Source organism: Clavibacter sp. B3I6 (genome assembly GCF_030816895.1).
Lineage (GTDB): Bacteria > Actinomycetota > Actinomycetes > Actinomycetales > Microbacteriaceae > Clavibacter.
The window spans coordinates 475,160-489,075 of record NZ_JAUSYL010000001.1 but is presented as its reverse complement, the minus strand read 5'-3'; the positions used below and the strand labels follow the sequence as shown (position 1 = coordinate 489,075).

Sequence of the window (13,916 nt, the reverse complement as noted above, 5' to 3'; positions counted from 1 at the left end):
AACTTTTGAGACGAGCGCAGCGGAGCGCGGGTGGATCCTCCTCGGAGGTCGGCCGCGATCGGCTCGTCCTCGGATCCGACCCGCGTGCGCCGACAGGCAGCGCCAGACACAGTGAGGCCCCCCATGATCAGACCCGTCCGAGTCGCGGCCATCGCGCTCGCGACCACCGCGACGCTCGCCCTCGCCGCCTGCGGCGGAGGCGGCGGCAGCTCGTCGAGCGACGGCGGCACCGCCACCGGCGGCGACCTCGTCATCGCCCGCTCCGCCGACATCATCGCGATGGACAAGACCACCACGTTCGACAACAACTCCATCCGCGTGATGCAGCAGATCATGGAGCCGCTCTTCATGGTCAGCGAGGACGGCGCGAAGGTCGACCCGTGGCTCGCCACCGGCTACGAGATCTCCGACGACCAGCTCACGTACACGATCGCCCTCCGCGACGACGTGACGTTCTCGACCGGCGACCCGATGACCGCCGCCGACGTGAAGTTCTCGATCGACGAGGACACGAAGACGGGCGCGAGCGGCTGGGGCTTCGTGAACGCGGCCATCGACACCGTCGAGGCCACGGACGACACCACCCTCACCGTGAAGCTCAAGTACCCGTGGGCGCCGCTCATCGCCGACCTCTCGATCTTCAGCAACGGCGTCGTGCCGCTCGACTACGGCGGCAAGACGGTCGAGGAGTTCTACGAGGCCCCCGTCGGCACGGGACCGTTCGTCTGGGACTCCTGGACGAAGGGCCAGTCGGTGAAGCTCACCAAGAACGCCGAGTACTGGCAGGACGGCAAGCCGACCCTCGACAGCGTGACCTGGACGGTCGTGCCCGACGCGAACACCCGCAAGCTCCAGCTGCAGGGCGGCCAGATCGACATCAACGACACCCCGGACTGGTCGAGCTTCGCCTCGCTCCAGGAGACCGAGGGCGTGGAGGCCGTGACCTTCCCGTCGACGCAGATCGACTACCTCGCCTTCAACCAGCAGCGGAAGCCCTTCGACGACGTGCACGTGCGCCGTGCGATCGCGTACGCCATCGACCGCGAGTCGCTCGTCGACGCCGTGCTCTTCGGCAACGGCGAGACCGCCGACTCGCTCCTCTCGCCCGGGACGCCCTACTACGACGGCGACACCGGCGCCCCCGAGCTCGACATGGCCAAGGCCAAGGCGGAGCTCGCGCAGTCGAGCATGCCGGACGGGTTCTCGACGAAGCTCCTGATCCGCTCGGGCGATCCGAACCAGACGTCCGTCGCGCAGATCCTGCAGTCGGAGCTCGCGGAGCTCGGGATCACCGTGGAGATCACGCAGCTGGACCCGACCGCCAACAAGCAGGCGCGCCTCGACTCCGACTTCGACATGACCCTCTCGGCCTGGACGATGGACATCCCCGACCCCGACCAGTGGACCTCGTTCGCGGTCGACCCCGAGGGCGGCTCGCACTCCGCGTTCACGTACTACGACGACCCCGAGGTCGTGGCGATCAACAAGCAGGCGCAGCTGGAGACGGACGACGCGAAGCGCGGCGACCTGTACCGGCAGCTGCAGGAGAGGACGGGGGAGTCCGCCTTCCTCGCCTACCTCTACTACTCGCCGTACGCCTACGCCATCAGCGACCGGATCGACGGGTTCGAGGTGACGCCGCTCGGCAACTACCACCTCGAGGACGTCACCAAGTCGTCCTGACGGATGTAACAGCACGGAAACACTGACCGGCTACTGTAACGATCAGTACACAGCGTCGACACCGCGCGGCGGCTGTCCCCACCGGGACGGCCGCCGCCCGGGACCGCACCGTCCACCACCACCGCATCAGACCTCGAGGAGGAGCATGCTGCACCGCCTGCGCTTCATCCCCGGCCGGCTCCTCCAGGCCGTCCCGGTCGCCTTCGGGGTGACGCTCATCGTCTTCTTCATGGCGCACCTGCTCCCCGGCAACCCGGCCCTCGCGATCCTGGGGGAGCGCGCCACCGACGCGAGCGTCGCCGCCCTCACCGAGCAGCTCGGCCTCGACCGCCCCCTCTGGGAGCAGTACGGCATCTTCCTCGCGCAGCTCGTCCGCGGGGACCTCGGGACGAGCCTCACCTACCAGCTGCCCGTCACCGAGCTCGTCTTCCAGGCGATCCCCGTCACCATGTCGCTCCTCGGGTACGCGCTCGTCCTCTCCCTCGTCATCAGCATCCCGCTCGCGGCGATCGCGGCCAGCCGGCCGGGCTCGTCCCGGGACCTCGGCGTCCGGCTGTTCACGCTCGTCGGGCAGGGCATGCCGCAGTTCTGGGTCGGCATCATGCTGATCCTCGTGCTCGCGGTCGGCCTCGGCGCCTTCCCCGTGGGCGGCTACGGACGCGACGCCGCCGAGCACGTGCGGTTCCTGTTCCTCCCCGCGCTGACGCTCGCCATCGCCATGAGCCCGACCGTGATCCGGAGCCTCCGCGCCTCGATGATCGACGTGCTCGAGTCGGAGCACGTCGGCACCGCGCGGTCCAAGGGCTCCGCGGGCGTGCACCTGTTCCGCGACCACGTGCTGCGGAACGCGGCCATCCCCACGGTCTCGATCATCGGCGTGAACCTCGGCTACCTCGTGGGCGGCTCGCTCGTCATCGAGAAGGTGTTCGCGCTCCCCGGACTCGGCTCGCTCATGGTCAACGCGATCTTCAGCCGGGACTTCCCCACCATCCAGGCGGTGACGCTCTTCGTCGCCCTCTTCGTCGTGGTCGTCGGCATCCTCACGGACGTCGTCTACACGATGCTCGATCCCCGGGTCACCCTCGGCGGGAAGGACGCGGCATGAGCACGGGCATCACCACGCCGACCGCGGTGCTCGCGGGCTTCCAGGCGCGTCGCCGGAGCCGCCGCGGATCGCGGGCCCTGCGCCCCTGGTACCGCAACGGCCCGCTGGTCGCCGGCGGCATCATCACCGGGGCGCTCGTGCTCGTCGCGATCCTCGCGCCGGTCATCGCGCCCTACGACCCCGTGCTGCAGGACCTGCCGAACGCGCTGCAGTCCCCGAGCGCCGAACACTGGCTGGGCACCGACAAGTACGGCCGCGACGTGCTGTCGCGCCTCATCTGGGGCGCACGCGTCGACCTGCGGGTCGGCTTCCTCGCGGTGCTCCTGCCCTTCGTCTTCGGGACGATCGTCGGCGCGATCTCGGGCTACTTCGGCGGGATCCTCGACACGATCGTCATGCGCATCGTGGACGTGTTCTTCGCCTTCCCCTTCTACGTGATGGTCATCGTCCTGGTGTTCGTCTTCGGCGCCGGCGAGCAGAGCATCTACCTCGCCATCGCCGCCGTGTCCTGGGTCTCCTACGCCAAGATCGTCCGGGGCGAGGTGCTCGTGGCCAAGAAGCAGGACTACGTCGTCGCGGCGAAGCTCGGCGGGATGTCGCACGGGCGGATCCTCGTCAAGCACATCGGCCCGAACGTGCTGAGCCAGGCGATCATCTACGGCATGAGCGACATCGTCATGGACATCATGGCGATCGTCACCCTCGGCTACCTCGGCCTCGGCATCGCGCCGCCCACCGCCGAGTGGGGCTCGATGATCGTCGACGGCCAGGAGTTCATCACCACCCAGTGGCAGCAGGCCACCATCCCCGGCCTCGTGGTGGTGGTGACGAGCCTCGGCCTGTCCCTCCTCGGCGACGGCCTATCCGACCTGCTCAGCCCGGAGAGAAGGAAGTGACCGTGACCGACGCGACACCCGCCGGCGCCCTGGGCGCTCCGGCGTCCGCGACCGTGCTCCTCAGCGTGGAGCACCTCACGCTCGGCATCCGCCACCGCGGCGGCCCGCCCACCGCCATCGTCGACGACCTCTCGTTCCAGGTCCTGGAGGGCGAGCGCTTCGGCATCGTCGGGGAGTCCGGGTCCGGCAAGTCGTTGACGCTCCGGGCCATCGCGGGGCTCCTCCCCAAGGGCGTCGAGGTGCTGTCGGGGCGGATCCTGTACGAGGGCGTGGACCTCGTGCCGATGCCCGCCGCCCGGCGGCGCCTCCTGATGGGCCCCGGCATCGCGATGATCTTCCAGGAGCCGATGACCGCCCTCAACCCCGTCATGCGGGTCGGCGAGCAGATCGCGGAGGGCCCGCGCCGCCACCTCGGGCTGTCCCGGAAGGCCGCGCTGGAGCTCGCGATCGAGATGATGGCCCGCACGGGCATCCCCGACCCCGCGCGGCGGGCGCGCGCCTACCCCCACGAGCTCTCCGGGGGGCTCCGGCAGCGGGTCATGATCGCGATGGCGCTCTCGTGCCGCCCGCGCCTGCTGCTCTGCGACGAGCCCACCACGGCCCTCGACGTGACCGTGCAGCACCAGGTGCTCCGGCTCCTCGAGCAGCTGTGCGTCGAGACGGGCGCGGCCCTCGCCTTCGTCACCCACGACCTCGCCGTGGTCAACCAGACCTGCACCGACATGGCCGTCATGTACGCCGGCCGCGTCGTGGAGGCGGGCCGCGTCGCCGACGTGTTCCGCGACCCGCGCCACCCGTACACGAAGGGCCTCCTGGACTCGGCGCCCGACTTCGACCAGCCCGACCGCGAGCTCATCGCCATCCCGGGCTTCCCGCCGAACGTCCGGAACCGGCCGTCCGGCTGCCCGTTCGCGCCGCGCTGCGCCTTCGCGGTCGACGCGTGCACCGCGGCGATGCCGCCCTTCGAGGAGGTGGCGCCCGACCACCGGGCGGCCTGCATCGAGTCGTCGCGCATCTTCCTCGGGGTGCCCGCGTGAGCGCCGTGGTCGCGGGTCGTCCCGCCGACGCGGGCACCGGGCCCGACGCGCCGCCCGTGCTGCGCGTCGCCGACGTCACCAAGACCTACCGGGTCGGCGGATCCGTGCTGTCGCAGCTCACGCGCGGCGGCTCCCCGGGCTCGCACCTCACCGCGCTCGACGGGGTCGAGCTGCACCTCGGCAAGGGCGAGATCCTCGCGCTCGTGGGGGAGTCGGGCTCCGGCAAGTCGACGCTCGCGAAGATCCTCGTGGGGAGCACGGCGCCCACCTCCGGCGACGTCGAGTACCACGGCGCGCCCATGCCGGCGCGCCGCGACCGGGAGGCGAGCCGGCGGATCCAGATGGTGTTCCAGGACCCGTACTCCTCGCTCAACCCGCGGATCAGCGTCGGCGCGATGCTGGCGGAGCTGCTCCTCCTGCACCGCATCGTCCCGCGCCGCGAGGCGCGGGCCGAGAGCGTCCGGCTCCTCAACCTCGTGGGCCTCGAGGAGGACGCGCTCGACGCCTACCCGAGCCAGTTCTCCGGCGGCCAGCGCCAGCGGATCGCCATCGCGCGCGCCCTCGCCGTGCGGCCCGACATCCTGATCGCCGACGAGCCGGTGTCCGCGCTCGACGTGTCCGTGCAGGCGACGATCCTCGAGCTGTTCGCCCGGCTGCAGCGGGAGCTCGGCCTCAGCATCCTGTTCGTCGCGCACAACCTCGCCGTCGTGCAGCACCTCAGCCAGCGGGTCGCCGTGATGTACCTCGGCCGCATCGTGGAGGTCGCCGACACCGACGAGCTGTTCCGCGACCCGCGGCACCCGTACACGCGGGCGCTCATCGACTCGATCCCGCGGATGTCCGCCGGGAGCGTCAACGCGGAGGCCGTGCTCGAGGGCGAGCCGCCGAGTCCGTTCGCGGTGCCGAGCGGCTGCCGCTTCCACCCGCGCTGCCCGTACGCCGTCGCGGCGTGCCGCACCACCGACCCGGCCCTCGCGGCCGTCTCGCCCGGACACGCGAGCGCGTGCATCCGGGCCCACGAGCTCGACGCCCCCGCGGGCGCCGTCACACAGGAACAGGGGAACGCATGAGGATCTGGATGTCGCTCGACATGGAGGGCGTCGCCGGCGTCGTCGACTGGGAGCAGTGCCGGCCCGACAGCGGCGCGGCCTACGCGCTCGGCTGCGAGCTCCTGCAGGCCGAGGTGAACGCCGCCATCGAGGGCGCGATCGCGGGCGGTGCGACGGAGATCGTGCTCAACGACTCGCACAGCCGCATGGCGAACCTCGACCCGCGTCGCATCGCGGGCGGCGCGCGGTACCTCTCGGGGCGCCACAAGCCGGGCTACATGATGCAGGGCCTCGACGACACGTTCGACGCGATCTTCCTGGTCGGCTACCACGGCTCCATCTCGGGCCCGCCGTCCACCATGTCGCACACCTACAACCCGGAGGTCTTCGCCGGCGCGCGCGTCAACGGCACCGAGGTGGGGGAGAGCGGCATCAACGCGCTCGTCGCCGACCACCACGGCGTGCCCATCGCGTTCGTCTCCGGCGACCAGGTCACCTGGACCGAGACCGAGCCGTTCGCGCCCGACGCCGTGCACGTGCAGACGAAGGAGTCCATCACCCGCTTCAGCGCGCTGAACCTGCACCCGGAGGAGTCGTGCCGGCAGATCCGGGCGGGCGCCGAGGAGGCGGTGCGCCGGGTCGCGGAGAGCGGCATGCGGCTCCCCGGGATCGCGCGCCCCGCGGTGCTCGAGCTCGACGTGCAGACGGCCGACATGGCCGACGTCGCCGCGTGGGTGCGGGGCGCCGAGAAGTCCGCCGACCGCCGGGTGCGCATCGAGGGCGACGACCTCCTCGAGGTCTTCCGCTCGTTCGTCGCCGTGAACTACATCACCCGGCAGGCCGGGGGCCGCTGATGGGCACCTCCGAGGAGTCGTCGCAGGCGCCGCGTCCGACGCGGTCGTGGAGCGTGCCGCCCGGGCCCTACGGCACGGCGCTCGCGCTGCACGGCGGCGCGGGCGGGCGGATCCTCGAGCTGTCCCGGGAGGAGGCCGCCGCGTTCGAGGCGGGCCTCCGCCGGGCCCACGCGGCGGGGAGCGCGGTGCTGGCGCGCGGCGGATCCGCCCTCGACGCCGTGTGCGCCACCGTCCTCGAGCTGGAGGACGACCCGCTGTTCAACGCCGGGCGCGGTGCCGCCCTCACCGCCGACGGGCACGCCGAGCTCGACGCCGCGGTCATGACGGGGGCGGGCCTCGCCGGCGCCGTCGCCGTGTCCCGGCACGCCCGGAACCCGGTCCTCGCGGCCCGCGCGGTGCTCGAGGAGACCGACCACGTGCTCCTCGTCGACCCGTCCGCCGAGCTCGTGGCCGACTGGGGGCTCGCGACCGCGGACGCGGACTACTTCGTCACCGAGGCCCGCCGGCAGCAGCTCGCGCGTGTCCGGGCCGACCTCCTCCAGGGGGCCCGCCACGGCACGGTCGGCGCGGTCGCCCGCGACCGCACGGGGGCGCTGGCCGCCGCGACCAGCACGGGCGGGATGGTCAACCAGAGCATCGGCCGCGTCGGCGACACACCCGTCATCGGCGCGGGCACCTACGCCCGCGACGGCGTGGCCGCCGTGTCCTGCACGGGCGAGGGCGAGTCGTTCCTCCGCGGGGTGGTGTCGCACGACATCGCGTCGCGGGTAGCGTACCTCGGCTCCACGCTCGAGGAGGCCGTCCGGGCCACCGTCGAGGCGGAGCTCACGACGCGCGGCGCCAGCGGCGGGCTCGTCGCCGTCGGCGGCGACGGCACGCTCGTCATCGCGCACAACTCGCCGACCCTCTTCGCCGCGTTCCCGCAGGACGGACGCGTGGTCGTGCTCACATAGGAGCGCACGATCCCGCCCACCCCCGACGGAAAGACGGAACATGCCCCTCAAGGAAGAGATCTTCGCCCGGATGGACGAGCTCACGCCCGCCGAGCGGAAGGTCGCGCGCACGCTGCTCGCGAGCTACCCGAGCGCGGGCCTCGGCAGCGCCGCCACCCTCGCCAAGGCCGCGGGCACCAGCACCCCCACGGTGCTGCGCCTCGTCACGCGGCTCGGCATCGGCAGCTACCCCGACTTCCAGCAGCGGCTGCGCGACGAGATCACGCACCACATGAACAGCCCGGTCACCCGCACCACGCGGAGCCGCTCGACCGCGGAGGACGGGGAGCTGTTCTCGCGGTCGACGGCGAGCCGGATCCAGCTCGTCGAGGGCCTCCACGAGACGGTGCCGCCGAGCGAGATGGAGCGCGCCGTGCAGCTGCTCGCCGGGAAGCCCAAGCACGTGGTCGTCTCCGGCGGCTACTTCAGCCGCTTCCTCGCGATGCTCCTCGCGACGCAGCTCGACCAGGTGGTGCCTGGCATCGAGTTCGTGGGCGAGCCGCTCGGGCACGACATCGGGCGCTACCTGCGGCTCGGTCGCGGGTCGGTGGCGATCATCATCGACCTCCGCCGCTACGAGCTCGCGGCGAAGGAGGCGGCGGAGCTCGCGCGCCGCCAGGGCGCCTCCACCATCATCATCACCGACCAGTGGCTGAGCCCCGCCGCGGAGGGCGCCGACGTCGTGCTCCCCGTGAAGGTCGACGGCATCCCGTTCGACTCCATGGCGGCGCTCCTGGTGCTCCTGGAGGCGCTGGTCGAGCAGGTGCTGCAGGCCACCGGCGAGTCCGGACTGGAGCGGATGCGCCAGTGGGAGGAGTCCGTGCACATCCTCCGCGCCTACCGCGCCGGCGACGCCGAGCCGCCCGTCCCGGGCGACGTCCCGTGATCCCCGAAGAAGACAGGAACCCCGCATGACCGACACCGCCACCGCGGACCGAACGTCGGACGCCCCCGCGTCCGCCGCGACCGCCGCATCCGCCGCCCTCCCGTTCGCCGGACGCACCGCCGTCGTCACCGGCACGGCGCAGGGCATCGGCCGCGCGATCGCGGACGCCCTGACCGCCGCGGGCGCCCGCGTCCACGGCGTCGACCGGGACACGGTCGACCTCAGCGTCACCGCGGAGGTGGAGGCGTTCTTCCGGAGCGTCGGCGACGTCGACGTGCTCGTCAACGTCGCGGGGGGCGTCGTCGGCCAGACGCACACGCCCATCGACGAGCTGACCGACGAGGCCTGGGACGACGTCGTCCGCGCGAACCTCACGACCACGATGGCGTGCACGCGCGCCGCCGCGCGCTCGATGAAGGCACGCGGCTCCGGCCGCATCGTCGTGATCTCCTCGGGCGCGGGCCGCAGCGTCAGCCTCACGGGGATCCAGGCCTACGCCTCCGCGAAGGCCGCGCAGATCGGCTTCACCCGTCAGATGGCGCACGAGCTCGGGCCGCACGGGATCACGGTCAACGGCATCGCCCCGGGCTTCGTGCTCTCGAACCCGACCACGGTCGCGCAGTGGGAGTCGTACGGCGAGGACGGCCAGCGGGCGCTGCTCGAGAGGATCCCCGTCCGCCGCACGGGCACGCCCGAGGACATCGCGCGGGGCGTCGTCTTCCTCGCCCACCCCGACGCCGGCTGGATCAGCGGCCAGACCCTCTCCATCGACGGCGGCCACTCGCTCTTCTGATCCCCGGCGCGCCGCGTCCGCCCGGCCGCGCCGTCGCCGCCCCCTCGGCCCCTCGCCCCCCCCCCCCCCGCCACGTCCCGACAGGAACCCCATGCCCGACCGCGTCCCCGCTCCCGCGCCCGCATCCGCCGCCGACCGCCTCGCCGAGCTGGGCGAGCGCTACTTCCGCGTGCAGCACACGTACGACCCCTACAACGCGACCCTCCTCGGCATCGACGAGTTCGACCACCTGGCCGGCGACCCGAGCGCCGCCGCGAGCGCCGAGGCGGCCGCCGACCTCGCCGCGGTGGCCGACGAGGCCGCCGCCCTCGACGAGGCCGGGCTCGACGACGCCCAGCGCACCGACCGCGACGTCCTCCGGGTCCTCGCCCGCGGGGCGTCCGACGACGCCCGCCACTCGCTGTGGGCGGCCAACGCGTCGGCCAAGGGCTACGTGAGCCGCCAGGGCCTCGTCTTCCAGGCCGTCCCCGCGATGACGATCGAGGACGCCGCGGGCGCCGACCGGTACCTCTCCCGGCTCGACGGCATCGCGGGCGTCCTCGACGCGCTCGGCGACCGCTACGCCGAGGAGACGGCCGCCGGCCGGCCCTCGACGCGCATGGGGCTGGCGCACGCCGTCCAGCAGCTCGAGGGGTACCTCGCGCTCCCGGTCGACGACGACGCCCTGCTCGCGCCGACCCGCGCGGGGAGCCCGGCGGCCGGAGCCGCGGCCGACCGCGCCAGGCGGACGGTCGAGGCGTCCATCCGCCCGGCGATGTCCCGGCTGGCGTCCCGTCTCGGCGACGAGCTGATCCCGGGCGCGCGGCCCGACGACCGCGTGGGCATCCAGCACACCGCGGGCGGCGAGGCGGGCTACCTCGACGCGGTCCGCCGGCACACGACGACGGACCTCGACCCCGAGGAGATCCACCGCATCGGCCTCGAGGTGCTGGAGGACATGGTGCCGCGCTGGGCGGAGATCGGGGGGCGGGCCCTCGGGGAGCGCGAGCTGCCGCGCATCGCGGAGCGCATGCGGGACGACCCCGCGCTCCGCTTCGAGACCAGCCAGCAGATCATCGACGTGGCGCAGGCCGCCCTCGACCGCGCGCAGGCCGCCCGCCCCCTCCTGTTCCCGCCGTACGACATCCGCGACTGCGTCCTGGAGGTCATCAACCCCATCGAGGCGGAGCACTCGGCCCTCGCGTACTACCGCCCGCCGGCCGTCGACGGCAGCCGTCCCGGCGCGCACTGCCTGCTCGCGACGGACCCCGCGACGCGCTACCGCTACGAGTACGAGTGCCTGGCGTTCCACGAGTCGGTGCCCGGTCACCACCTGCAGCTCGCCACCGCGCAGACCCTCGACATCCCGCGCTACCGCCGCCACCTCGACGTCGAGGCGTGCAGCTTCAACGAGGGCTGGGGCCTCTACTCGGAGCAGCTCGCCGACGAGATGGACCTGTACACGGATGACGTCTCGCGCCTCGGGATGCTGTCGTTCCTCGCCCTGCGCGCGTGTCGGCTGGTGGTCGACACGGGGATCCACCACCTGGGCTGGACCCGGCAGCAGGGCGTCGACTTCATGTGGGCGCACACCGCGACCACCCGGGCGCACGTGCAGAGCGAGGTCGACCGCTACATCTCCTGGCCCGGCCAGGCGCTCGCGTACATGATCGGCCGCCGGGAGATCCTGCGCCTCCGCGAGGAGTCCCGCGCCGTCCTCGGCGACCGCTTCACGCTGCCCGGCTTCCACGGCGTCGTGCTCGGGGACGGCGCCGTGCCGCTGTCGGTGCTCGAGCGCACCGTGACCCGCTGGCGCGACGGCCTCGTCGGCTGACCGTCGAGCGACCGCATCCCCGACCCGCACCGACCCGCCCCGCATCCCGTCCCGCACGCGAACCGTCCCGAGGAGGACACATGGACATCACGATCAACGGCTGCCGCCTCAACGTGGAGGTGATGGGCCCCGAGGACGCGCCCGTCATCATCGCCCACCACGGAGGCGGCGGCATCGGCTCCCTCGCCGAGCCCCGCTCCACGTTCGGCCCGCTCGCCGACCGCTTCCGCGTCATCGTCTTCGATGCGCGCGGCTGCGGCCGGAGCGAGGGCATCGAGCCGTACTCGCACGCCCAGTGGGCGGCGGACGTCGACGGCATCCGGCAGTGGGCGGGGGTCGAGCAGGTGATCATCGCGGGCGGCTCCTATGGCGGGTTCATCGCGCTCGAGTACGCGATCGCCTACCCCGAGCACGTGAGCGGCATCATCCTCCGCGACACCTCGCCCGACGGCTCGAACCTCGAGCTCGCGTTCGAGAACGCCCGGCAGCAGGACCGCGTCGAGATCGACTGGGAGAGCTTCGACCGGTACTGGTCGGGGCGCATCACCTCCGACGAGGACCTGAAGGCGCGGTGGGCGGAGATCATCCCGCTCTACGACTACGACTACGACCCCGTGAGGTCGGCCGCGCGCGTCGAGGCGGGCATCTACCGGCACGAGGCGCACAACTGGTGCTTCCAGCACAACTGGGGCGCGTACGACGTGAAGGACCGGCTGCCGCGGATCGCCGTCCCCACCCTCGTAACCGTCGGCCGCCGCGACTGGGTCACGCCGGTCAGCTCCTCCGAGACCATCGCGTCGCTGATCCCGGACGCGGAGCTCGTCGTCTTCGAGCGGTCCGGGCACTCCCCGCAGACCGAGGAGCCGGAGCTGTTCCAGCGGACCCTGCGCACGTTCCTCGATCGCGTCCACCCGATCGCCGAGGTCGTCTGATGGACGTCGTCGTCATCGGGGCCGGCGCCATCGGCGGCACCCTCGGCGCGCACATGGCCCGCGCCGGCCACCGCGTGCTGCTGTGCGACCAGGACGCCGAGCACGTCCGCGCGATCCGCGAGCACGGCCTGCGCATCGAGGGACCGGTGGAGGAGTTCACCGTTCGGGTGGACGCCGTGACCCCCGACGAGCTGCCCGACCGCATCGACCACGCCGTCGTCGCCGTGAAGAGCCTGCACACGGCGTCGGCCGCCGAGCTGCTGCGGGACCGGCTGGCACCCGACGGCTGGGTCCTCACGGTCCAGAACGGCCTGACGGCCGACGTGCTCGTCGAGGTCCTCGGTGCCGAGTGCGTCGTCTCCAGCTTCGTCAACGTCGGCGCCGACCTGCTCGGACCCGGTCGCATCCTGCAGGGGAACGTCGCCGCGTTCCACGTGGGGGAGCTGGCCGGCGGGGAGGTCACGCCGCGCGTCCGCGAGATGACGGACGCGCTGCCGTACGCGCAGCCGACGGGCAACGTGCTCGGGTACCTCTGGGGCAAGGAGGTGTACGGGGCCATGCTCTGGGCCGGCGCCGTCTCGGACCTCCCCATCGCGGACACACTCGACCGCGACGCGTACCGCCCGCTGATGCTCGCGCTCGCCCGCGAGGTCCTCGCCCAGGCGCCCGTCCGCGTGGAGGGCTTCGACGGCTTCGAGCCCGACGACCTCGAGGGCTCGCTCGACCGCCTCGCCGCCTTCAACCGGCGGAGCGCGAAGACGCACAGCGGGATCTACCGTGACCTCATGGTGCGGCGGCGGAAGACCGAGGTCGACCAGGTGCACCGTGACATCCAGGGCCCGGTCTTCGACATCATCGTCGAGATGATCCACGACATCGAGGAGGGCCGCCGCACGTGCGAGGTGGCGAACCTCGACGAGCTCGCGGCCCGGGTGGCCGCCCTCCCGTCGGGCGGTTCCGCGGCGGTACGCTGAGCGCCCGACCCGAGACGAGGACGTCATGCAGGCCATCACCCCGTTCCTCTGGCTCGACGGCCGCGTCCGGGACGCGGCGGCGCTCTACGCCGCCGTGCTCCCGCGGTCGCGCGTCGTCGAGTCGTCCGACGCCGACGGACCCGGCTCCTCGGCCACCGTCGAGCTCGACGGGCTGCGCGTGATCCTCTTCGACGGCGGACCGCTCTACCCGCAGACCCCCGCGTTCTCGCTCTCCGTCCCCGTCGAGACGCAGGAGGAGCTCGACCGGATCTGGGACGCGCTCGTCGACGACGGAGGCGCACCCGGACGCTGCGGGTGGCTCACGGACCCGTTCGGCGTCTCGTGGCAGGTCGTCCCCTCGATCCTGCCGGCCCTCCTCGGCGACCCCGACCGGGAGCGCGCCGCCCGCGCCCAGGAGGCGATGCTCGGCATGGGGCGCCTCGACATCGCCGGGCTGCGACGGGCGGCCGACGGCGCCTGAGGCCGCGGGCGCCGTCGACCCGGCCGCCGGACACGACGACGGCCGCCGCGCACATCGACCCGGATCCGCAGGTCGTCGCTGAGGACGCCCACGGGTAGGTGCTGTCCGCGAGGATCCCGCCCACCTCGGCGGCGGCGAGGACGACGCGCACCGGCCGCTCGGCGGCGTCGAACGCGAAGACGGCGTCGCGGTCCAGGTCGAGCTCCGCGGAGGTGCGGCCGACGATCTCCGTGAAGCCCTCGGCCTCGAGCCGGCGGGCGATCGCCGAGCCGACGAGGCCGCGGTGCCCGGCCACGTGGATGCGGGCCGACCGGTCGAGCGGCACGGGGGTGGACGCGACGGCGTCGCGCGCCTCCGACGCGGGCGCCGGTACCGGTTGCGAGCTCCGTCATGACGCCACGACGCCCCGTCAGCCCTCACG

Annotated in this window: 13 protein-coding genes and 1 pseudogene; 13 read left to right on the top strand and 1 reads right to left on the bottom strand. The window is 72.9% G+C overall.

What is annotated here, in order from left to right:
- Positions 1–123: 123 nt before the first annotated feature.
- The 13 genes from QFZ62_RS02275 to QFZ62_RS02215 all read left to right on the top strand — a co-directional run bounded on the left by QFZ62_RS02275 (position 124) and on the right by QFZ62_RS02215 (position 13,495).
- Positions 124–1,683, top strand: coding sequence for an ABC transporter substrate-binding protein (locus QFZ62_RS02275; RefSeq protein ID WP_307501201.1), 1,560 nt, complete (start codon positions 124–126; stop codon positions 1,681–1,683).
- A gap of 145 nt (positions 1,684–1,828) precedes the next feature.
- Positions 1,829–2,788, top strand: coding sequence for an ABC transporter permease (locus QFZ62_RS02270; RefSeq protein WP_307501197.1), 960 nt, complete (start codon positions 1,829–1,831; stop codon positions 2,786–2,788).
- Positions 2,785–3,684: an ABC transporter permease gene (locus tag QFZ62_RS02265; RefSeq protein ID WP_307501195.1), complete on the top strand. Its 900-nt coding sequence runs from the start codon at positions 2,785–2,787 to the stop codon at positions 3,682–3,684. Before QFZ62_RS02270 ends, QFZ62_RS02265 begins: the two co-directional genes overlap by 4 nt.
- 2 nt (positions 3,685–3,686) lie before the next feature.
- Positions 3,687–4,721, top strand: a complete 1,035-nt coding sequence (locus QFZ62_RS02260) for an ABC transporter ATP-binding protein (protein ID WP_307501192.1) — start codon at positions 3,687–3,689, stop codon at positions 4,719–4,721.
- The gene (locus tag QFZ62_RS02255) at positions 4,718–5,791 is read left to right on the top strand and encodes an ABC transporter ATP-binding protein (protein ID WP_307501190.1); all 1,074 of its coding nucleotides are present in this window, start codon (positions 4,718–4,720) and stop codon (positions 5,789–5,791) included. The genes QFZ62_RS02260 and QFZ62_RS02255 overlap by 4 nt, the downstream gene beginning before the upstream one ends.
- Complete coding sequence (locus tag QFZ62_RS02250) at positions 5,788–6,624, top strand: M55 family metallopeptidase (protein WP_307501187.1); 837 nt, start codon at positions 5,788–5,790, stop codon at positions 6,622–6,624. Before QFZ62_RS02255 ends, QFZ62_RS02250 begins: the two co-directional genes overlap by 4 nt.
- The gene (locus QFZ62_RS02245) at positions 6,624–7,577 is read left to right on the top strand and encodes an isoaspartyl peptidase/L-asparaginase family protein (RefSeq protein ID WP_307501185.1); all 954 of its coding nucleotides are present in this window, start codon (positions 6,624–6,626) and stop codon (positions 7,575–7,577) included. The genes QFZ62_RS02250 and QFZ62_RS02245 overlap by 1 nt, the downstream gene beginning before the upstream one ends.
- Before the next feature lie 40 nt (positions 7,578–7,617).
- Positions 7,618–8,502 (top strand): MurR/RpiR family transcriptional regulator, encoded by an 885-nt coding sequence (locus QFZ62_RS02240; RefSeq protein WP_307501183.1) that lies wholly within the window; start codon positions 7,618–7,620, stop codon positions 8,500–8,502.
- Positions 8,503–8,527: 25 nt separating this feature from the next.
- Positions 8,528–9,295, top strand: coding sequence for an SDR family NAD(P)-dependent oxidoreductase (locus tag QFZ62_RS02235; RefSeq protein ID WP_307501182.1), 768 nt, complete (start codon positions 8,528–8,530; stop codon positions 9,293–9,295).
- Positions 9,296–9,386: 91 nt separating this feature from the next.
- Entirely contained in the window at positions 9,387–11,108 is a 1,722-nt protein-coding gene (locus QFZ62_RS02230; protein ID WP_307501180.1) for a DUF885 family protein, read from the top strand.
- Between the two features lie 80 nt (positions 11,109–11,188).
- A complete protein-coding gene (locus QFZ62_RS02225) occupies positions 11,189–12,040 on the top strand; it encodes an alpha/beta fold hydrolase (protein WP_307501178.1) in 852 nt (283 codons plus the stop codon).
- Positions 12,040–13,014, top strand: coding sequence for a ketopantoate reductase family protein (locus QFZ62_RS02220; protein WP_307501176.1), 975 nt, complete (start codon positions 12,040–12,042; stop codon positions 13,012–13,014). The genes QFZ62_RS02225 and QFZ62_RS02220 overlap by 1 nt, the downstream gene beginning before the upstream one ends.
- Before the next feature lie 25 nt (positions 13,015–13,039).
- On the top strand, positions 13,040–13,495 hold the full coding sequence (locus QFZ62_RS02215) for a VOC family protein (protein ID WP_307501174.1): 456 nt from the start codon (positions 13,040–13,042) through the stop codon (positions 13,493–13,495).
- A gap of 50 nt (positions 13,496–13,545) precedes the next feature.
- On the opposite strand, the pseudogene QFZ62_RS02210 reads toward QFZ62_RS02215, so the two are convergent.
- Positions 13,546–13,820 (bottom strand): annotated as a pseudogene (locus QFZ62_RS02210) (NAD-dependent epimerase/dehydratase family protein); the annotation flags it as partial.
- Between the last annotated feature and the right edge of the window lie 96 nt (positions 13,821–13,916).

What these genes read in the sequence shown, in the direction of transcription:
- QFZ62_RS02215 (WP_307501174.1), top strand. Translation starts at nt 13,040, where the DNA reads ATGCAGGCCATCACCCCGTTCCTCTGGCTCGACGGCCGCGTCCGGGAC.
- QFZ62_RS02275 (WP_307501201.1), top strand. Translation starts at nt 124, where the DNA reads ATGATCAGACCCGTCCGAGTCGCGGCCATCGCGCTCGCGACCACCGCG.
- QFZ62_RS02245 (WP_307501185.1), top strand. Translation starts at nt 6,624, where the DNA reads ATGGGCACCTCCGAGGAGTCGTCGCAGGCGCCGCGTCCGACGCGGTCG.
- QFZ62_RS02230 (WP_307501180.1), top strand. Translation starts at nt 9,387, where the DNA reads ATGCCCGACCGCGTCCCCGCTCCCGCGCCCGCATCCGCCGCCGACCGC.
- QFZ62_RS02220 (WP_307501176.1), top strand. Translation starts at nt 12,040, where the DNA reads ATGGACGTCGTCGTCATCGGGGCCGGCGCCATCGGCGGCACCCTCGGC.
- QFZ62_RS02225 (WP_307501178.1), top strand. Translation starts at nt 11,189, where the DNA reads ATGGACATCACGATCAACGGCTGCCGCCTCAACGTGGAGGTGATGGGC.
- QFZ62_RS02235 (WP_307501182.1), top strand. Translation starts at nt 8,528, where the DNA reads ATGACCGACACCGCCACCGCGGACCGAACGTCGGACGCCCCCGCGTCC.
- QFZ62_RS02265 (WP_307501195.1), top strand. Translation starts at nt 2,785, where the DNA reads ATGAGCACGGGCATCACCACGCCGACCGCGGTGCTCGCGGGCTTCCAG.
- QFZ62_RS02250 (WP_307501187.1), top strand. Translation starts at nt 5,788, where the DNA reads ATGAGGATCTGGATGTCGCTCGACATGGAGGGCGTCGCCGGCGTCGTC.
- QFZ62_RS02240 (WP_307501183.1), top strand. Translation starts at nt 7,618, where the DNA reads ATGCCCCTCAAGGAAGAGATCTTCGCCCGGATGGACGAGCTCACGCCC.
- QFZ62_RS02270 (WP_307501197.1), top strand. Translation starts at nt 1,829, where the DNA reads ATGCTGCACCGCCTGCGCTTCATCCCCGGCCGGCTCCTCCAGGCCGTC.